Annotated in this window: 16 protein-coding genes; 9 read left to right on the top strand and 7 right to left on the bottom strand. The window is 49.7% G+C overall.

The genetic code is table 11. The features are described from left to right. Positions 1-474 precede the first annotated feature (474 nt). Together CG67_RS14025 and CG67_RS14020 are read left to right on the top strand one after the other, a co-directional pair. Positions 475-1,611, top strand: coding sequence for an AI-2E family transporter (locus CG67_RS14025; RefSeq protein ID WP_025903568.1), 1,137 nt, complete (start codon positions 475-477; stop codon positions 1,609-1,611). A 321-nt stretch (positions 1,612-1,932) separates the two neighbouring features. Then, positions 1,933-2,979 (top strand): glycosyltransferase family 9 protein, encoded by a 1,047-nt coding sequence (locus CG67_RS14020; protein ID WP_025903567.1) that lies wholly within the window; start codon positions 1,933-1,935, stop codon positions 2,977-2,979. 45 nt (positions 2,980-3,024) lie between these two features. Here the strand turns inward: CG67_RS14020 and CG67_RS14015 are convergent, their stop codons facing one another. Next, positions 3,025-4,212, bottom strand: a complete 1,188-nt coding sequence (locus tag CG67_RS14015; protein WP_025903566.1) for a NupC/NupG family nucleoside CNT transporter — start codon at positions 4,210-4,212, stop codon at positions 3,025-3,027. Positions 4,213-4,594: 382 nt separating this feature from the next. Between CG67_RS14015 and CG67_RS14010 the strand changes: the two genes are divergently transcribed. Both CG67_RS14010 and glk read left to right on the top strand, forming a co-directional pair. Then, entirely contained in the window at positions 4,595-5,833 is a 1,239-nt protein-coding gene (locus tag CG67_RS14010) for an Nramp family divalent metal transporter (protein ID WP_025903565.1), read from the top strand. 277 nt (positions 5,834-6,110) lie between these two features. Next, positions 6,111-7,073: a glucokinase gene (gene glk / locus CG67_RS14005; RefSeq protein WP_025903564.1), complete on the top strand. Its 963-nt coding sequence runs from the start codon at positions 6,111-6,113 to the stop codon at positions 7,071-7,073. 47 nt (positions 7,074-7,120) lie between these two features. On the opposite strand, the gene CG67_RS14000 is transcribed toward glk, so the two are convergent. Both CG67_RS14000 and CG67_RS13995 read right to left on the bottom strand, forming a co-directional pair. Continuing rightward, on the bottom strand, positions 7,121-7,852 hold the full coding sequence (locus CG67_RS14000; protein ID WP_025903563.1) for a LytTR family DNA-binding domain-containing protein: 732 nt from the start codon (positions 7,850-7,852) through the stop codon (positions 7,121-7,123). Further along, positions 7,849-9,567, bottom strand: a complete 1,719-nt coding sequence (locus CG67_RS13995; protein WP_025903562.1) for a sensor histidine kinase — start codon at positions 9,565-9,567, stop codon at positions 7,849-7,851. Before CG67_RS13995 ends, CG67_RS14000 begins: the two co-directional genes overlap by 4 nt. Before the next feature lie 425 nt (positions 9,568-9,992). Between CG67_RS13995 and CG67_RS13990 the strand changes: the two genes are divergently transcribed. Together CG67_RS13990 and CG67_RS13985 are read left to right on the top strand one after the other, a co-directional pair. After that, a complete protein-coding gene (locus CG67_RS13990; protein WP_025903561.1) occupies positions 9,993-10,463 on the top strand; it encodes a universal stress protein in 471 nt (156 codons plus the stop codon). After that, entirely contained in the window at positions 10,460-11,263 is an 804-nt protein-coding gene (locus tag CG67_RS13985; RefSeq protein ID WP_025903560.1) for a hypothetical protein, read from the top strand. The genes CG67_RS13990 and CG67_RS13985 overlap by 4 nt, the downstream gene beginning before the upstream one ends. Before the next feature lie 85 nt (positions 11,264-11,348). On the opposite strand, the gene CG67_RS13980 is transcribed toward CG67_RS13985, so the two are convergent. Together CG67_RS13980 and CG67_RS13975 are read right to left on the bottom strand one after the other, a co-directional pair. Next, the gene (locus tag CG67_RS13980; RefSeq protein WP_025903559.1) at positions 11,349-12,563 is read right to left on the bottom strand and encodes an OFA family MFS transporter; all 1,215 of its coding nucleotides are present in this window, start codon (positions 12,561-12,563) and stop codon (positions 11,349-11,351) included. 155 nt (positions 12,564-12,718) lie between these two features. Next, a complete protein-coding gene (locus CG67_RS13975; protein ID WP_025903558.1) occupies positions 12,719-13,618 on the bottom strand; it encodes a DMT family transporter in 900 nt (299 codons plus the stop codon). A 187-nt stretch (positions 13,619-13,805) separates the two neighbouring features. Here CG67_RS13975 and CG67_RS13970 point away from each other — a divergent pair, with 187 nt between their 5' ends. Continuing rightward, positions 13,806-14,678 carry a helix-turn-helix transcriptional regulator gene (locus tag CG67_RS13970; RefSeq protein WP_025903557.1) on the top strand — a complete coding sequence of 291 codons (873 nt, stop codon included), beginning with the start codon at positions 13,806-13,808 and terminating at the stop codon, positions 14,676-14,678. 31 nt (positions 14,679-14,709) lie between these two features. Here CG67_RS13970 and CG67_RS13965 read toward each other — a convergent pair whose 3' ends face one another. Together CG67_RS13965 and def are read right to left on the bottom strand one after the other, a co-directional pair. Next, positions 14,710-14,958 (bottom strand): DUF2534 family protein, encoded by a 249-nt coding sequence (locus CG67_RS13965; protein ID WP_025903556.1) that lies wholly within the window; start codon positions 14,956-14,958, stop codon positions 14,710-14,712. Between the two features lie 568 nt (positions 14,959-15,526). Beyond that, complete coding sequence (gene def / locus CG67_RS13960; protein ID WP_025903555.1) at positions 15,527-16,030, bottom strand: peptide deformylase; 504 nt, start codon at positions 16,028-16,030, stop codon at positions 15,527-15,529. 180 nt (positions 16,031-16,210) lie between these two features. Between def and cho the strand changes: the two genes are divergently transcribed. Both cho and CG67_RS13950 read left to right on the top strand, forming a co-directional pair. Next, complete coding sequence (gene cho, locus CG67_RS13955) at positions 16,211-17,053, top strand: excinuclease Cho (protein ID WP_025903554.1); 843 nt, start codon at positions 16,211-16,213, stop codon at positions 17,051-17,053. Positions 17,054-18,851: 1,798 nt separating this feature from the next. Beyond that, on the top strand, positions 18,852-20,294 hold the full coding sequence (locus CG67_RS13950; RefSeq protein WP_025903553.1) for a cytochrome ubiquinol oxidase subunit I: 1,443 nt from the start codon (positions 18,852-18,854) through the stop codon (positions 20,292-20,294). The last annotated feature ends 5 nt before the right edge of the window (positions 20,295-20,299 follow it).

Raw genomic sequence — 20,299 nt, 5'->3', positions numbered from 1 at the left:
ACTGGCAGCGGTTATCTTTCTTTATTGTCATCATTTTCGTTGTCGTCAGCAGATAACCCCTCATTGGCTGCCTGCGATGTTTGCATGCTGTCTGAACAGTGTTGCGATTAACTCCGTTTCGTGACTTTGCCGCTACCAGGTGCCCGGAAATACATATTTCAGTCCCGGAGAGTCGGTGTGAGCAGAAGGAGGCCCGCTTTCCTGTGGTTTTCCTTGCAGTTGCTGTTACTTTCAAAAAGTAACGTTATTTATGATATTCCCCCGCATCAGTGAGTTGGCTTTTTGGGCGGGAGTTGCTGTGTCAGGGGCCGTGCCGCGGGCATTATGCCCCCGTAAAGTGATAAATATCATTTTTATCATACCTCTGGCGGCTTCAGCGGCTATTTCTTCAGCATAGTGCTATCTGAATATTGCATTCTTCCCTTTATTTACTACAGTTAACAGTAACTTATTCAATGATAATGAGAATAACCGATGAGAATTAAAGGCATTAATGAAGGATTTTTTGTGCTGCTCTTGTTGCTGAGCACCCTGGCATTTTGCATGGTACTCAAGTCATATTATTCGTCAATTTTTTGGGGAGTCATTCTGGCACTGTTGTTTTATCCGCTTAAAACACGGGTCAGGGCGTGGCTGGGGGGCAGAAATGGTCTGGCGGCATTACTGACATTACTGATCATCTGTCTGATCGTCTTTATACCCTGTGTGATTGTGATGAGTTCACTGGCTTATGAAGGCAATGAGGTCTACAACAATCTCCAGCAGAATAACCATTTCTTATCCACATCTATCAGTACGGTAGTTCATCATCTGCCGGGTTTTGTGCAGGAATTTCTGAATCGCTATAACCTGACTAATGTCGATGCGCTTCAGCAAAAGATTTCCGGCCTGGCGATGCAGGGTAGCCATACACTGGCCAGCAGCGCGCTGGTGATAGGGCAGGGTACCTTCAGCTTTACGGTCGGCTTTATCATTATGTTATATCTGCTGTTCTTCTTCCTGAAGGATGGTGCGTATCTGATTGGCCTGGTACTGGATGCATTGCCTCTTAGCCGTTATATGAAACATCATCTGTTCACTAAACTGGCCGCCGTTTCCAAAGCGACGGTAAAAGGGACTGTGGTCGTGGCAATCGTCCAGGGGGCTCTGGGGGGCCTGGCTTTCTGGTTCCTGGGCGTGGAAGGCAGCGTGCTATGGGGAGCGTTAATGGCGTTTCTTTCACTGGTCCCTGCCGTCGGATCAGCCATTATCTGGTTACCGGTGGCTATCTATTTCCTGGCCGCCGGTCCGCTGTGGAAAGGTGTCTTCCTGGTTGTCTTCTTCATCTTAGTTATCGGGCTGGTGGATAACATGCTTCGTCCGTTACTGGTGGGTAAAGAGACACGTATGCCGGATTATCTGGTGCTTATGTCAACCCTGGGCGGAATGGAATTATTCGGTCTGAACGGGTTTGTTATCGGACCGCTGGTTGCTGCATTGTTTATTGCCTGCTGGAATTTATTGTCCGGTCGCGACAACCAGTCTGATACCGATAAAATTGATGATGGTTTTATTGCAGAAGGACATGAAGGTCATAAAGCGCAGCGGACACAAGCTGATAAAGCTGAATAAACGTTATAAAAGAAAGTCCGGTGCTCCCCCGGACCGTTAAGAGACTCATGACTTAAAAAACCCCTGTTGTCAGGGGGTTTTTCTCTCTCCACGCTGCCATATTTTCTCCCTTTCGGCTGCAACCATCTATACATTAGATGGTCTTATAAGAAGTATCACTGGTGCAGCAAGGTCTCTGGTTTTACACCGCGGGAGACTCTGCAGGATTCCGGCCACAAGGCCGGACGGTGTGATGACTCTGAAAATGATGATAAGCCTATACAAAGCGTCAGGCACATAGCAGCCTGAGAATATAAGTAAAACCAAAAGTTGACCAAAAAGATGAAAATACTGATTATTCAGAGGGATAATATCGGCGATTTGATACTGACGACACCTCTTATCTCCTCTTTATCACGTACTTTGGGAGGGAAGGTTGACCTGCTGGTAAACACCTATAATCAACCGGTTCTGGAAAATAATCCACACGTGGGAAAGATCCATCCCTACAGTAAATTGCACCACCGGCCGCCGGGTAGCTCATTATTTTCTTTTCTGATTCAACGGATTAGTAGCTACCTAAATGTACGTAATGCAGGGTATGACGTTGCCATTATTGCCCGGGCTGACTGGTCTGATCGGTCAATGAAATGGGCCAGATTATCCGGAGCTAAGCGTATTATTGCCATCGGTAATAATAATATCCCGCCGGAGGTCAGTGATCCGGTCACTCTGTCCGGTGAACAGTGTCATATTGTGGAGCTATTCTCTCGTCTGGCGGCCCCTCTTGGGGGCACGGAGCCTCCTGCCGGGCTGGAGTTGTATCCAACCCGTGAAGAGATCCGGATCATGCGCGAGCGTCTGCCTGTTTCGGATGAACTGCCTGTCTTTGGTATTCAGATAAGCTCCCGTAAGCCCGCACAGCGCTGGCAGGCAGAGAAATTTATTCAGCTGATGCATGAGATTGCCTCGCAGCAGCCGTGTCAGTTCCTGCTTTTCTGGTCGCCGGGAGCGGCGGATAATAAAAGTCATCCGGGGGATGATGATAAGGCCCGACAGATTATTGAGGCATGTCAGGACATTGCACTCATCCCTGCACAGACCCGTAACCTGCGGGAATTAATTGCCGGCATGTCCCTTTGCCAGCAGATACTGACCAGTGATGGCGGGGCATTACATGTCGCCGCCGGAGTGAAGGTTCCGACAGTCGCCCTGTTCGGTAACAGTGATGCATGGTTTTGGGGGCCCTGGAAGGTACCTTCAGAAATCCTGGAAGCCCCCGGGCAGGATGTCTCCCGACTGGAAGTGGAGGTGGTGGTGGAACATTTCATGCAGTTACGCCAGCGCGTGGTCGCCGCGGAGCAGGCCGCGGTGGTAGCTGAGAGCTAAAAAAAACGGGGCCTGATGGCCCCGTTGTTCAGTCTGAGTGTCGGATCAGGCAAGAACCAGTCCGGCAACTGCCGCAGATAACAGGCTGACCAGTGTTGAACCGTAGAGTAACTTCAGGCCAAACCGGGAGACAATATTTCCCTGCTCTTCATTCAGACCACGAATAGCGCCTGCGACGATACCGATGGAGGAGAAGTTAGCAAAAGAGACCAGGAAAACAGACAGGATCCCTTCAGAGCGTGGCGTCAGCTGGCTGGCCATCTTCTGCAGATCCATCATGGCAACAAACTCATTCGACACCAGCTTGGTCGCCATAACACTGCCAACTTTCAGCGCTTCGTCTGCAGGGACACCGATGATCCAGGCAAACGGGTAGAACAGGTAACCCAGGACACCCTGGAAGCTGATACCGAAAATGGTAGTAAACAGCGCATTGATGGCAGAGATCAGGGCAATAAAACCAATCAGCATGGCCGCCACGATGATAGCAACGCGGAAACCGGCAATGATGTATTCACCCAGCATTTCGAAGAAACTTTGTCCTTCATGAGTGTTTTTCAGTTGCAGGTCATCTTCCTGTTCGACTTTGTACGGGTTAATAATCGAAAGAACGATAAAGGTGCTGAACATATTAAGGATCAGGGCTGCGACCACATATTTAGGCTGCAGCATGGTCATATAGGCACCGACGATAGACATAGACACCGTAGACATGGCGGTGGCTGCCATGGTGTACATACGGTTGTGAGACATTTTCCCGAGGATATCTTTATAAGCGATAAAGTTTTCAGACTGCCCCAGAATTAACGAGCTGACGGCGTTGAAAGATTCCAGTTTACCCATGCCATTAATTTTGGAGAGTACCGTACCGATGGCGCGGATAACCAGTGGCAGAACACGGAAGTGCTGAAGAATACCGATCAGTGCAGAGATGAAAACGATAGGGCAAAGGACATTCAGGAAGAAGAAAGCCATGCCTTTGTCGTTCATGCCGCCAAAGACAAAGTTGGTTCCTTCGGCAGCGTATTTCAGCAGAGTATCGAAGAATCCTGCGAAAGCTCTGACAAAACCCAGTCCGGCTTCTGAATTCAGGAAAAACCAGGCAAGCAGAACTTCGATCACCAGTAACTGGATGACGTAGCGGATACGAATTTGTTTTCTGTTTTTACTTGCCAGTAAGGCAAGGGCTGCGACAACCACCATTGCCAGAATAAAGTGAAAAATGTGTGCCATGCGGGCTCCGGTTCTGAGGGGAGTTTTATTTTGTGGTGTATTCTATGTAACACGTCGCATAAAAACGAGATCCAAAACCCAATATAAGCAAAAGATCTCGCTGTTTTTTTCGAATAACCGACGGTAACAGTGCCTCTTTTTGTCCGGAATGTATCGCACTATTAAATAATCTGTCTTTTTTTGTTAATTTCTCATTAAACCTGTCCGTAGTCGTTCACAAACCCTTTGCTCAAATTTTGCTTATCAGGTACCTTGAAATGCCATGGTATAGCCTGTGCTATACTTTTTAGCATCGTCTATTGATGCAATAATTATTACCGATTTAACGTCCCTGATACTTTGCGGGTAGAGTAGGGGTCAACCATATCTCCGGGGAAGCCAGATGCCAGACAGTCAGACTACTGAACGCACAAACAAACAGAGAAAAGTAAAGCTGGCATTGATGGGGCCTGCCTTTATTGCAGCGATTGGTTATATCGACCCCGGAAATTTTGCCACCAATATTCAGGCCGGGGCCAGTTATGGTTATCAGTTGCTCTGGGTTGTTGTCTGGGCCAATATCATGGCGATGCTTATCCAGTTGCTCTCTGCGAAACTGGGGATTGCGACCGGAAAAAACCTGGCCGAGCATATCCGTGACCGTTTTCCCCGCCGCGTTGTCTGGTTCTACTGGGTACAGGCAGAAATTATCGCGATGGCGACAGATCTTGCGGAATTTATTGGCGCGGCGTTAGGGTTTAAACTGCTGTTCGGCATTTCATTACTGGAAGGCGCGGTCGTCACCGGAATTGCCACATTCCTGATCCTGATGTTGCAAAGCCGCGGGCAAAAGCCCCTGGAATGGGTGATTGGCGGGATGCTGTTATTTGTCGCTGTAGCCTACGTTATTGAACTGTTCTTTTCTCAACCGGATCCTGCAGGTTTACTGCGTGGTATGGTATTACCTACGCTGCCGGAAACGGACGCTCTTTATCTGGCGGCCGGGGTACTGGGTGCCACCATTATGCCGCATGTGATTTATCTTCATTCGGCACTGACACAGCGGGATACCGGCGGTAACCGTAGCCAGCGTTACAGCTCCACAAAAATGGATGTGGCTGTCGCGATGACGATTGCCGGTTTTGTGAATCTGGCCATGATGGCAACGGCGGCGGCTGTATTCCATTTTAACGGACATACCGGTATAACGGAATTGGACCAGGCGTATGTCACACTGAAACCCCTGCTGGGGAATGCTGCGGCACTGGTATTTGGCCTGAGTCTGGTCACTGCCGGTCTGTCCTCTACGGTGGTAGGGACACTGGCCGGCCAGGTGGTCATGCAGGGGTTTATTCATTTTACCATCCCGTTATGGGTGCGCCGCCTCGTGACGATGTTGCCGTCATTTATTGTGATCATTGCCGGGATGGACCCGACGCGGGTACTGGTTCTGAGCCAGGTGCTACTGAGTTTCGGTATTGCATTAGCCCTGATCCCGTTACTGGTCTTCACCGGAAACTCCCAACTGATGGGCGAGCTGGTCAACAGTAAAAAAACACGTATCACCGGAGGGGTGATCGTTGTACTGGTGATAATGCTTAACCTCGGGTTGCTGATAGGTGAAGTCCCGGGACTATTGTAGTAATCTGAAAATCTCCGGTATGAAGTCCGCCGGATGGCGGAGCACTTTCATTAAAGGGCGCGGGAAACTTCCTCAGTGGCAGCGGTCACTGTCAAGGGTAAAAATTTTCCTATGGTATTATTCAGCATCTTACCTATGTGCATTGGCTATTCTGCAAGGTATGGTAGATTACTGTAAAAATTATAACGTGATTTCGCCGGACTTATCGGTGAAGAAATAATTTGAAGATGCCACTGTGTCTTCACCATCAATTACCCCCAAGCGGAGTAGCATAAGAATGACAAACTATGCCTTGGTCGGCGATGTTGGCGGAACGAACGCCCGCCTTGCATTGTGTGAAGTGAGTAACGGTAATATCTCACAGACCAAAACCTTCTCTACCTCTGATTTTCAGAGCCTGGAGGATGTCATCCGTCACTATCTTTCGGAACAGCCGGAAGTACGGGCTGCCTGTATTGCGATAGCCTGCCCGGTGAAAGATGACTGGATCGAAATGACCAATCATCACTGGGCATTCTCTATTGAAGAGATGAAGCAGAATCTTGGTCTGGAACATCTGGAAGTGATCAACGATTTTACGGCAGTCTCAATGGCTATTCCTTGTCTGAGTGATGACGATGTTATTCAGTTTGGCGGGAATGAACCGGTTAACGGTAAGCCGATTGCCATCTATGGAGCAGGTACCGGGCTGGGCGTCAGCCATCTGGTGCATGTGGATAAACGCTGGGTCAGTCTTCCGGGCGAAGGGGGGCATGTCGATTTTACCTGTGGCACCGAAGAAGAAGATATGATCATGAGCGTGTTGCGTGCAGAACGTGGTCGTGTCTCCGCAGAGCGTGTGTTATCCGGTAAAGGTCTGGTGAATATCTACCGTGCGATTGTCATTTCAGATAACCGTGAACCGGAGAAATTACAGCCTCAGGATGTGACCGAACGCGCGCTCTCCGGTGAGTGCACCGATTGCCGTCGTGCGCTGTCACTGTTCTGTGTGATTATGGGCCGGTTCGGCGGAAACCTTGCGCTGACACTCGGTACCTTCGGCGGTGTCTATATTGCCGGTGGGATCGTGCCGCGTTTCCTGGAATTTTTCAAAGCTTCCGGTTTCCGTGCTGCCTTTGAAGATAAAGGCCGCTTCCGTGCTTATGTCCAGGATATCCCTGTCTACCTGATCACCCACGATCAGCCAGGATTATTAGGTGCCGGTGCCCATATGCGCCAGTATCTGGGGGTCGTGCTGTAACAGCACCCTGTGATAGCTCGCTGTGATCGTGCCAACTGACCGGACGGTTACAGCTTCATCAGCTGGCGGAACGCTTTGACTTTGCTGCGACTGACCGGGATCTGAAACTCCAGCTCATGGAGTTTCAGAATATAGGTATTGTTAAACCATGGCTCAATTTCGCGGATCCGGTTCAGGTTCACGCAGAAAGAGCGGTGACAGCGGAAAAACTGACTTTCCGGAACCCGCTGGCAAAACTCACTGATACTCATCGACATAATAAACTGATCACGGCGGGTATAGACGATGGTCAGCTTCTCATGGGCTTCCGCATAACAGATATCGTGGATATCGGTCACGATAATCCGATCGTCCTTCACCAGATTAATGGTCTGCTGGATCTTTTCTGCCGCCCGGGGAACGACGGGGTTTTGCTGCGCCTGCCAGTTGCTTTCCAGCTTATTCAGCATCGTGACAATACGCGATTCCTGATAGGGCTTCAGAATATAGTCAAAGGCTTCTAATTCGAAGGCTTCTACCGCGTGCTCTTTCCAGGCCGTAATAAACACAATCAGCGGACGTACGGCGAACATGCTGATATTTTTTGCCAGCAGCATGCCATCCAGTGACGGGATATTAATATCGAGGAAAATCACGTCTGCCTGATGATTTTGCAGATATTTGAGGACATCAACACCGTCGGTAAAGCAGGCCTCAATGCTGATATGGCTGTGATGCTGTATCATCCAGCTGAGTTCCTGCTGTGCCAGGTACTCATCTTCCACAATAATGGCCTTCACGTAATAGTCTCCGGACTGAATTGTCGTTGGTCGAAAGCTTTGGGTGGCACGTTTTTTGTTACCGTGAAGGAGATTTCAGTACCAGGGGAGAGCCGCCTGATGCACAGCCCCTCTCCGTACAGCAGCCGGACGCGGTGATGAACATTTAACAGCCCTATCTTATTGCCGGGCATTTCATTACCGGCCACGCGGCGGATAACGTCTTCGCTGATCCCTTCACCGGTATCGCGTACCGAAATAGAGACATCCCCGTCGGTGTCTGTCCTTCTGACACTGATGGTCACCACACCTTTTCCCTGACTTCGTTGTATGCCGTGCACAATGGCATTTTCCACTAACGGCTGGATCAACAGGCTGGGAATTTTGCAGGCAATATCTTCATCAATATCGTAAATCACCGAGAGTTTGTCGCCAAAACGCGCCTGTTCGATGGCAATATAATCCATAACCTGGTAGAGCTCTTTTTTGATATCTATGGGTTCGTCATCACTCAGTTCCAGGTTATAGCGCAGGTAGCGGGAAAGGTTGATCACCAGCTGTCGTGCGGTATCCGGGTTCATCCGGATAGAAGACGAAATAGCGTTCAGAGCATTAAACAGGAAGTGCGGGTTAATTTTACTCTGCAGCGCACGGAGTTCGGCTTTATTCGCCATTTCCCGTAACTGCTCTGCACGGGATACCTCCAACTGGGTCGATATGATTTGTGACAAACCGACAGCCATCTCTTTCAGAGAGCCGGTTATTTTATGTGCCCGGCGATAATAGATTTTTAATGTCCCGGCGACGGCGCCTTTTTCCCGCAACGGGATCACCAGGATAGAGTGGATATCCCGGGTACGATAGGCTTCATCATTATTGCGGATAATGATTTTACCACTGGTAATGGCCAGGGTAGTGGTCGGGCTCAGACTGATATTTCCTGTCTGATAGTGCTCCTCTCCGTAACCGACATAAGCCAGAATTTCCTGGCAATTGGTCAGGGCAACGGCATCTGCGTTGATATCATGGCGGATTATTTCACATACCTGACGTAACGACTCGCTGTTCACATGGCGGAACAGGGGTAACGTTTTGTTGGCAATATCGAGAGCCAGTTTGGCCTGCCGGGCGGCCTGTGCCTCTTTTTCACCCTCCACGCTTTGCACCAGCAGGACAATCAGACCGATACTCATCGACCCGAGGATCATCGGCAGTGCAATTTCACTGACTATTTCAATGCCCAGTGCGGCAGGACGGGCAAAGAGAACAATCAGCAGCATGGTCAGGGATTCACATAACATACCGCAGAGGATCCCGGCACTCCAGCGCCGGGATTTCCCGACATGCTGGTAAATCATTCCTGAGATCACACCCGCCAGAATACTGGTGATCAGACAGGGAACGGAGCTGACCCCGTGGATATCAATCAGGTAGCGATGCAGCCCGGCAATCACACCGGTAGAAATGCCCACCCAGGGACCAAACAGGATCCCGCCGGACATGACGGCTATGATACGGACGTTCAGTAAGGAGCCATCCACATTAATGCCGGTCCAGGTACTGAACAGCGCAAATAACGAAAAAATGAGGATGACGGCCAGCTTTTCTGCCGGCGTATAGTCATCTTTTTGCAGTAACTGACGGAACGGGGCGGCCCGTGTCAGAAAAAACAGGCAAATCAGCATCAGGGCAGCCCGATCAAAAACTGCCAGTAGTTTATCAAAGTGCAGGAACATCGTGGCAGGCCTTAGATCAGATTGCGACAGGGATTGCGGCGTATGATAGAAAAAACTCACCTTGTGCACCAGTGCCGGGTCCGGTTATTCCACCGGAAAAGGTATTCTGATCAATTTTTCGTGGCCGACAGGCCAGCGGTGCCGGGAAATAGCTGGTTACCTCACCACATCAAATCTTGCAGGATTGAAAATATATTAAAAGCCAATTTCTGTCGCTACGTCTTCCTTTTACACTTCAGGGAGTATGAAAAGGTGGGCTGAGTCCTTTTTATAGCGGATTGCATCAATGCTCTGACAAATATAGAGAATAAGGCTACAGTAGTTGCTCGTTAAACTGTGTTACCTGCAGCAGGCAGTCCTGTTTTCTGTGAAACATGCGACGTCAGAGCGGGTGACAGCCTTTCACTGGAAGTGAGCTTGATAGAATGAAAACACTGTTGATGGCGATTGATCGTCAGGCCACCATGGCAGAAAAAGTGATTAACGTGACTCTGGAACAGGCCAAAGCGCATCAGGCGTCGGTCATTATTTTATGTTGTGTGGCGCCGGATGATGCCGCCTGCAGTCAGCCGATGGAAATTGATACCGCAGAAAAAAATGCGCTTTCAATGGATGCGCTGGACTCCCGGAATTCTGCCGAACAGATAGTTCGCTATGCGCTGAATCCGTTTGCAGAGGCCGGTATTCCTGCCCGCGGGATGATTTGCTGCGGTGACCCGGCGACGACGATCGTTGACCAGGCTGACCGGCTTAATGTGTCGATGATTATCATGGGACGGCGCCATCTCTCTGCCTTCAATCGTATTCTGAAAAGTTCAGTCAGCGCGGCGGTCCTGGAAAGAGCTCACTGTCCCGTATTAGTCGATGTATCCAGAGAGACTTCGTCTTCAGTATGACCGATACCCTTATCCCTTCAATTTCCGGCCTGGTTATTTTGGGGCTTTTCTGGACACTGGTTGTCAGGAAGAGCCGGTTATCGCTGGCCGGTGGTATTCTTCTGACGGTGCTCCCGGTCATTGCCGGAAACCTCTATTGGTTTTATGCCTGTAAGCCTGAACTGGATGTACAAAAACAGGAACAACGTGCGCTGGCTCAAATTTCCTCACTGCCAGGTTACCGGGTACTGAAAATTCAGGAGCCCGGACTCTGGCGAATGCTACAACAGGCTTTTTTGCGGTCGGTTCGCGAGGGTAACAGTGTTCCTGTCGCCCTGGGACAGTTGCGCGGTATGCTGGTGGATGTCATCAATCAGCGTATCGGCCGGGCCAGTGATGATGCGGTGATCCATTATGTCTCGATGTCAGTGGATGAAATGAAAACGCTGGATAAAATCTCGTCCGATGCCTGTTTTCGTTTCCTGTATCCCCAGGTCGAGGGCGGAGTTAATCTTATGCAATTGCTTCCGCCAGCGCTGAATACGGAGGATGCAGAAGCGATGGAAACGCTGCTGCTGACCAGTCAGGGCCCGGATAAGCCTCTGGATAAAACGCTGGCGACTGAAACCCTGAAAGAAGTGGTCAGCACGTTATATCCGCGCTGGGGTGACCAGCTCAGACAACTGAACGAACCCGGAGATACCTCCCCGAACCATCAGGCGCTCTGTGATATGACGATCGATTTCTATCAGACGATCCTTAGCTTACCGCCGGCTCAGTCGGTGAATTTGTTGCGAATGATGGTGCTGAGTGCTGAATAACCTGCGTTCACACGGCTGCAGGTCACCGGGGAAATACGTTTGCCTGCTCCGGTGAGCAGGCAGGGGAACCGCGGGATACCCTCAGTCAGGAATTCAGCACCGGGGCGGTGGCGGTAAAACGTGCGCCCGGCGGGCGAATGGTCAGAGAGAGAGCCAGTGATGCTATCAGCAGAACCATAATCAGGGTAAAAGTCACGGTAAAGCCACCGGACAACGAGGCGACCAGCGACCCGAGGATACTGCCAATACCGAAGCCCAGATAAATTACGCCATAATTTTTAGTCAGATTATTCAGCCCAAAAAAATCACTGACCAGAGAGGGGAAAACGGTAATGGTTCCGCCGAAGCTGAACGCGATACTGGCCACAGCGATAAAGAACGTCGTTTCATTCAGTGAACTAAACATCAGCAGGCTCATCCCTGCCAGGGAAATCACCTGCGCCAGCGAGATGACGCGAATACGGGGCAGTTTATCGGATAATACTCCCAGCACCAGGCGTCCGCTCAGGTTGGCTATTGCTATTACCGTTACTGCGTTGGCTGCACTTAGCGCAGGCAGGTGGACCATGCTTTGGCCGATATCTTTCGCCACGCCAATCACATATAACCCGCTCATACAGGCGGTAAGAAACATCAGTGCCAGCATCCAGTATTGCGGTTGTTTCATTGATTCAGCCAGTGAAAAATCATAGCCGGAAGCCACGCCGGGCTGTGACCCTCTGCGCGGAGCATCTTTCATCAGTGATGCACCCATAGCCACCATCACCAGTGCAATACATCCCCACAGCATAAACGTGCGTTCAAGCCCCTGATGGATCAGCAGGTAGCTGCAGATAAACTTAAAGCCCAGACTGCCCAGACCGTATGCCCCGATGGCACAGGCAGAAATCACCCCTTTACGTTCCGGAAACCATTTTACACAGTTAGATAATGTCATCAGATAACCGGCCCCATCGGCCAGTCCGACCAGTACCCCGGCACTGAGATACAGCATCGGCAGTGATGAGGCTGCAGAGGTCAGGAAAAAACCGATAGCCAGTAACCCTCCGGCACCAAGGGTAACCTTCCTGACTCCGAACCGCTCCTGCAGTTTACCGGCCAGAGAAGAGGCAATCGCCAGTCCGAGACTGAGTAAGCCGAAAGAAAGTGCAACTTTGCTGACGGGGGCTGAGAGTTTTTCTGACAGGGGCTGATTAAACAGACTCCAGGTATAGACAGAGCCCAGGGCAAACTGCGTAATAATGGTACCGGCCAGGGTCAGCCAGCGGGTCAGGGGGGAAAAGGGTGATTCTGTATTCATATCATGCTCCGCATGCGAGTGTTCTGCTGCAGTGAGCATAATGAATGCCTGCTTTCTTGTGTGGGTAATGGCATGAAGTGCAGTTTTCAGGGAATGAATGACATTGTTCGGGGAATAAACGGAAGCACTGGCGACAACCGGCCGCCAGCAGGTTCTCAGGTGCGGCGATAGCGGCATCGCAGAGGCGTACGGATAAACATTAAAAGATTAGCGCAGGAGATACCTGCCAGCCCGATAATGGCATGGGGTTGCCAGACGAAACCTTCATATTCTGCGGAAAAAGCCAGGGCAACCAGAGGAAATAACAGGGTACTCCAGCTGGCTTTGGCCGGGCCTATCCGGCCCAGTAAGATAAAATAAGCACCGAACCCGCAGACGGAACCGATAATAGCCAGGTAGCAGACTGCACCCAGCCAGCGAATATTCGCGGGCGGGACGAGCGAATACCCCATAAGAAGACTCACTAAAGCCATCACTAACGCGCCGTAGAGCATGGCATAGCCGGTTGTCGTCAGCGTATCCTGTTGCTGTTGTTTGTGGCGAACACTGATCATATTGCCCAGAGAAAAGCCGAGTGTGCCCAGTGCTGATAAACCGATACCGCAGAGCAGCCCGGGGGATACATGATTTTCTGATAACTGCGGCCAGAATAAAATAACGATCCCCCCGACCCCGATAACGACTGCCGGAAGAAAGCGTGCAGGTGGTTTCTGCCGGAAAAAAATCCAGCTATTAATTGCGTTATAGCAAACCGCCATCGAAAAAATAACGGATTCCAGCCCGCTGTTGATCCACTGTGCGGCATGGTAAAAACAGATGAAATTGAAGCCGAAGATAGTACAACCCTGAAGCAGACAATAAAGGTGTGTCTTTCGGGATAATGAGGTCAGCCGTCCGGTTAGCTTTAGCGCCAGCAATAAAACAACGGATGCCAGCGCAAAGCGCCAGAACACAGCAACAGTGACCGGAATGGCAGCATTATGTTGTTGTACAAAAATGGCAATCCAGGTGGTTCCCCAGATGAGGACGACAGCGAAATAGAGCAGTATATTCATTTGATCTCCGGTCAGCCTTATTTTTCGGCCTTCAGTATCAACGGAACAAAAAGGGACTGTTTGTATCATCCTGCTACCGGTTTGCTTATTTCTGCGCTTTTATTTGTGTGAAGTGAGGTAACGCTGGCGAACGAAGATAGCGGCAGCATACACTGTGCGTCTGACAGCCGAAGAGGGTGAAAAGGGGATGCCTGATTATCAGACAATAGAAATTCTGCAACGGCATAAAGCCAGGCTGCTTAACAGCGTTGCCCTGGACAACGGGGTTCAGCTGGCCTCCTGGTTTAATCAGTGTGACAGAGTGCACCACCAGAGTAATCACCATACGCTGAGCCTGTATATTGCAGATGGCTATGACACCTGGCATAAAACGCCCCACGGCTGGCGTAACGGTGGCGGACCGGACCGTTTTTGTCTGATGCCCGCCGGTAGTGGTTCCGTATGGGATATTCGTGCCCGGCTTTCTTTTGTGCACCTCTATTGCACGCCGGAACATTTATCGGCACTGGCAGAAAAGATTTGGGATCGCAGCCCGTCTGATGTGATCCCTGATGAAAAAATTTTCGCAGATGATGGCCAAATCACTCAGCTCTACCGCCAGTTTTTACTGAATTATGACTGGCAGCAACCGGCGAACCACCTGTTACTGAGCACAGCCAGCACGCTACTGCTGACCTGTATGGTACAGCAGTACAGCCGGGTGAACTGGGCATTGCCGTCCGTCCGTGGGGGGCTGGCCCCGGCCACGCTGAGGCGGGTATGTGAATTTATTGATCACCATCTTAGCGGGGCACTGACCCTGTCCACGCTGGCCGGTGAGGCCGCGTTAAGTGAATACCACTTTTCAAGAATGTTCCGCCAAAGCACCGGACTGCCGCCACATCAGTATGTCATGGAAAAACGCATGGCAAAGGCTGCTGAGTTGCTCCGCTATCAGGTTATCCCCCTGACAGATATTGCAGTGAGTTGTGGCTTTAATTCACTGAGTCATTTCAGTCATCGTTTTCGCCGCTGGTCGGGGATGAGCCCGTCAGCGTACCGGCAAAGCGGGTGCCGCTGACGGCACCTGAGAGATGGCAGAGGAAAGAAGGCTAGTCGCGTTTATCGCTCTCACCCAGGAAGAAATACCATAACGGGACGGAGAAAATTCCGGTAAACACTGCAGTATAAATGACTATCATCATACATTGGGTCAGCATAAGCTCCGCAGGCCATTCGTTCAGCGGAAGATGATATTCATCAAAGACTCCCCCGATAATAGCTCTGCTCATCACACAGGCGGTGATCACCGCCACAGTAATGACTGCGTATAAGAAATGACGCCTGTTTTTATTTAACATCGTTCCGTTACCTCGTTTCAGTCCGGGCGACCCGGAATGTCCATTGATACTGATTGTGTTAACTCACTGTACCTGCTTATGCCGCCGTGGGTTGTGAATCATTCCGGAGCCGCACATCACATCTGTGTCCTGGCCGGTTAACTGCGCTGAGGTGCTATCCCGGAGTCACGGCATGGTCTCTATCATAGCGCCTGTTATTTTTTAACAAAAGGTTAACTTTAATCCTTCCCGGGCGACGGGAAGACTTTTCGGCTAACGATAAAAGGTTATTGATACATTTATAATAAGAATTATTATCATTATTAACTCTGACGACAGGACAAAGGGTAATTACAGAAGGAAGAGAGGCCCGGAGACGCTATTTCTGCTATAGGGAAATTATTTAATATTATTTAAGTTTTTTTATTCTGTTATATCGCCGGAGTGAATATCTGACGACGGCGAAACAGATCCTGAATCTCAGCAGAGATATTTCCGGGTAGAATGGCAGGGTATTCCATCACAGAACGACCAGTCTTTCCCGGAGAAGATCCTCGTGTGTCGTATATCATTACGCGTATGGAACAGACTATTTTTTTATCTGTTTTTTCAGTCGGGTGAGTACACGCTGTTTTTTTAAGGGCGACAGATAACTGGCGGGAGAGCGGCCATGCAGATGGTCGAGGGTATGCTGCAGAAACACGGCCAGGTAACCCCCGGCATCCAGTTGCTGATGCCGGCCTTGCGGATCCTGATACTCCACATTCACTGCTACGGCACGGGGTGTTTCTATCGTTTCGCCGGGTAGTGAGGGGCATTGTTCCCTGAAAATGGCGGTTTTCTCAGAATATCCGACGATCACCGGGTTAATCAGTACAAATTGCTGACGGCGAGCCTGTTCATCGGTGATATCAATGGCGACGATTTGTTTCGGAATACCCAGCTGAATGGCGGCCAGCGCAGACTCCTGGTGAGTTTGCATGGCTTCCTGCAGCGTTGCGATGTCCTGAGCCAGCTGTTCATCAAACTGTGTCACCGGCAGGCAGGGTTGCTGCATTTCAGGCTGGACGATGGAAAAGATCATGGTGTCCATAGTGTGTCCGTTGTTACAAATGACTGCTGTTTTATCAGAATAACCGGATCCCTCGCCGGGGAAAAGTCCGAATTTGCTGTGGATAGCCTGCGGAAAGGTGCGGGTGTCTCAAAGAGATTATGCAGAAATACCGCACAACGGCTAAAATAACGTCACTAAAAGAGAGGTAATACTGACGTAATGAGAGCCAAAAGTTATCACTGGCAGCCAGAAAAAGTGCCGTTTATCTACCCTGTGGCACTGCGCGAGAATATAGAAAGCGTTCCTTCCGTCACCGGCGTCTATTTTTTCTATGGTGAAAGCGACACGATGCCACTCTATATTGGCAAGAGTGTCAATCTCCGTTCACGCCTGTTGTCACATTTGCGTAACCCTGATGAAGCGAAACTGCTGCGTCAGACCCGCTATATTCGCTATCAGCAGACTTCCGGAGAGATAGGTGCACTCCTGCTGGAGGCTCAACTGATCAAACAACTGAAGCCATTATTTAATAAAAAATTACGCAGAGTCAGACAGTTACATACTCTGAAAATGGATGAGGCGGGTATCAGCGTGGTTTCACTGAGTCAGCAGGAGATCGGCTACAGTGAAAATATCTACGGACTCTTTAAGAACCGCTACAGTGCACAGGAAGCGCTGAAAGAAATCGCCGATCGCCATCAGCTTTGCTATGGTCTGCTGGGGATAGAGAAAATCCCCGCGGGTCGTGCCTGCTTCCGCCATGCATTACGTAAATGTTCCGGTGCCTGCTGCGGGGTTATTACCGCCGAAGCGCATAATGCACAATTACTTGAAGCATTACAGACCCTGAAAGTGGTTTGCTGGCCGTGGCCCGGGCGGATAGCGTTACAGGAAGGCGATAAATATCATGTAATTGACCATTGGGCATGGCTTGGAGAGGCAGATACTCTGGAACAGGCTAAGGCACTGACGCAGATCTCCGGCGGCTATGATATCGACAGTTATAAGATCCTGTGTAAGCCGCTGTTGTCCGGCAATTACGGGATCATCCCGCTAGCCTGACGACTGTTATTTTTTCGCCGGGGAAGAGCAGGAAGTGGCGGAAGTCATTCCCTGCAGATTGGGGGCCCGGCTGTCTGCAATGACACATTCTGTCTCTGCTACGATCTTATGCGTTTTTCTGCTCTGCCAGCGGTTATCGTCATCTGACTGAAGATCGGGTATTCAGCAACAGCTGTGTATTGACGTCATCTTCCGGTAATAGTGATGACGGAACCTCGCAAAATACATTTTTATGTTCATCATCTGCGTTTTTTATTTTATACCTTCTCTTGCAGAGATGGAAAATAGCCGCTAAGGGATACGTTGCAAAGGCGATGGATGTAAAGGATCCTGCCCGCTTTCTTTATTTCCGGCGAAGACCGCAAGGGGATATTTCATTTGTCACCCTGACAGTGACAACGCATAAGACGGCAAGTCTGAGCTGGCTCGTTCTTTTTCCGTCACAGATGAGACGGGTAGCGTCCCGTCCTTCTGTGGCATGAGTCTGTTGAACGCTGCTGATACCGTACGCGATTCGGACGGTGGGGCAGGGCGCTTATAGACTGGCGTAGTACTCCGCTTGCAGAACCACTGACCGTCCGGCATACCGTTTTGCAGGAGCACTATCATTAATCGTGTTTAGCGACAGCGAATAAGCCTGTACGGCAATGAATAATATGACACAGGTACAACACTGTTGCCCTCGTTCCGGCTCAGGCGGGGGAGAGGGCGCTGACGGTATCGGTATCGTGTCCCGTTAAGAGTCTGAAGCAAGACGTCCGGAGTCTTGCTGCAGAACGGTAGTGCTCGTGGTAAGGAAGAATGATTTCTCCGCTTCCGTGGAACCATCAAACCTCATTGCGGTCTTTAGGTGGGCAGGTAATTTCTGCTATCCCTCAGGACGTAATATGTGCTATTAAATAAGAAAGATTCTTATTCTCAACAATGATGTTGTTATAAATAAGTTATATTGGTTATTAATTATGGGTTCAGGTTTATTTTATGTATACCTGTTGGTGAATTAAATGTCTTATATTTTCTGCCTGCCAATATTATTATATTAACTGAAAGTGATTATAAATATTGGCAATTAATATTTCTTTCAGGATTGCGTAATATTATTTGAGGTAATTCCTTCCGGAAGCCTCCCCGGCTATGAATTTTTAACCTCATGATTTAAATCAGTAAAAAGTAACTTCCTATATTTTAATTATTTCAGAGCACGGCGCAGAAAGTTGTTTTACGTATCAGAGATTACCGATTGATTTTCTTTTGGTTACAATTGGTTCATTGAATGCGGAATAAATTTTTTAGATGTGAATGAATATAATACACTCCGCAACAAAAAGTCGTTTTTCCCACATTTTTCTTGACAACATCCGGGTGTGGAGGAATATACTGGGCCTCATTCGGACTACACAGAACCAGTTATTGTGCTCTTATGACAATATATGCGTCTCTAAAATCTGGGTACATCTCTTATAAGCAAATTCAGCGTCAGTCAGTTCAGTAATTTGTTTATAGTCGGGTACCGCATAGCGCTTATCCAATAAGCTTCGCCTGTAAACGTTTCGTTGCAAGAATTGTTTACGTCCCTGTTTGTAAAGATAAGGGCGAGCGGGCAATTTTTATCCTGTGTTTTTGGCTTTTTGCAGGGATATGTGCTATCGGAGTGCTCTGGCGTTTAGAGGAAAGGATGGTGCGACATCTGTTTCTACTTCTCCCTGTCTCTGCTCTTATCATTTTACCTGCCTGGTAAGGGAATTGGCACGTGGGTGTCGCGGGCTACTATGGTCACTTAATACAAAAGAAGATAGTCATGTTAAGTAATGATCTCACATCGCTGATTACGCGTATTGACTTCGCGTTAATCTCATCAATTCATATAATTTATCCACCGCTAACCATTGGTCTGGCTCTACTTCTGTTCATTTCTGAGCTGATTTGGGTCAGGAAAAAAGATGATAAGTGGTACCGTATCACGCGTTTTTTTGAAAAGCTGTTCATTGTTAACTTCGGTGCAGGTGTTGCTACCGGGGTTACGATGGAGATGGCTTTCGGTATCCTTTATGGTCGCTTCTCTCAGGCCGCCGGTCCGTTCTTCGGCCAGGTCTTAGGGTATGAAACCATTACAGCCTTTATGTATGAAGCCGGGTTCATCGGTCTGATGATCTTTGGCTGGGGCAAAATCAGTCGCGGTATGCACCTGTTTGCAACCTTCAACGTGGCGCTGTCTTCAACACTGTCGGCAATGTGGATCCTGGTGGCTAACTCCTGGATGCAGACGCCAACCGGTGTTGTCTACAAGAATGGTATCTTCGAGGTCACTGACTGGATCGCGGCACTGTTTAATACCAACGTCCGTTCTGCTTTCCCGCACATGCTGCTGGCGAGCTTTGAGCTGTCGCTGACTTTCGTGGTCTCAGTCTGTGCCTTCTTCGTACTGAAGCGCCGTCATGTGGATATCTTCCTGAAACCGTTTAAATATGGTCTGGTCGCGTTGGCAGTTGTCGCGGCAGCACAGGTATATATGGGGGATGTTCTGGGTGAAAATACCCTTGAGAACAAGCCTGCAGCGCTGGCAGCGATGGAAGGTCAGTATGATGCTTATGATGCGCAAGGCAATGTTAACAATGCCTGGAACATCATCGGCTGGCCAAATAAAGAAGGTACAGGCCTGGCATGGTCGATTTCTATCCCTCATGCTCTCAGCCTGATTGAAACCAAAACCTGGAATGGCCCGGTACGCGGACTGAACAGCTTCCCGAAAGATGAGCAGCCGCCGGTTGTCATCCCGTTCTATACCTTCCGTATCATGGCAGCTGCGGGTGGTGCACTCCTGCTGATCAGCCTGTGGGGTGTGTGGCTGATGGCTCGTCGTCGTCTGACTGCGGAAAAAGCCTCAGATAACAAGCTGTTCCTGATGATTGCTGTGGCGATGGTGGTTCTGCCTTACCTTGCGGTTATCGCAGGCTGGTGGACACGTGAAATCGGTCGTCAGCCGTGGATTGTTTACGGACTGATGCGTACAGAAGACGGAATGAGTGCAATGACCACCGGTCTGGCTATCTTCTGGCTGATTGGTTTTGCAATCTTCGAATCAGCGGTCGTTGTCGGTACGATCTGGTTCCTTGCGAAAGTGGTTCGCCAGGGTCCTGATTTAACCAGCAACATCCCGGGTGAAGGTCATGAGCACCTTGGGCAGCTTGACCTGCCTGAAGGCGAGCATGCTGACCATCCCGAATACATAAGACCGGTTTGATACGG

Origin of the sequence: Tatumella sp. UCD-D_suzukii, assembly GCF_000611875.2 — a bacterium.
Classification (GTDB): domain Bacteria; phylum Pseudomonadota; class Gammaproteobacteria; order Enterobacterales; family Enterobacteriaceae; genus Tatumella; species Tatumella ptyseos.
The sequence above is the reverse complement of the archived record's forward strand: the minus strand, read 5'-3'. Positions and strand labels throughout refer to the sequence as shown.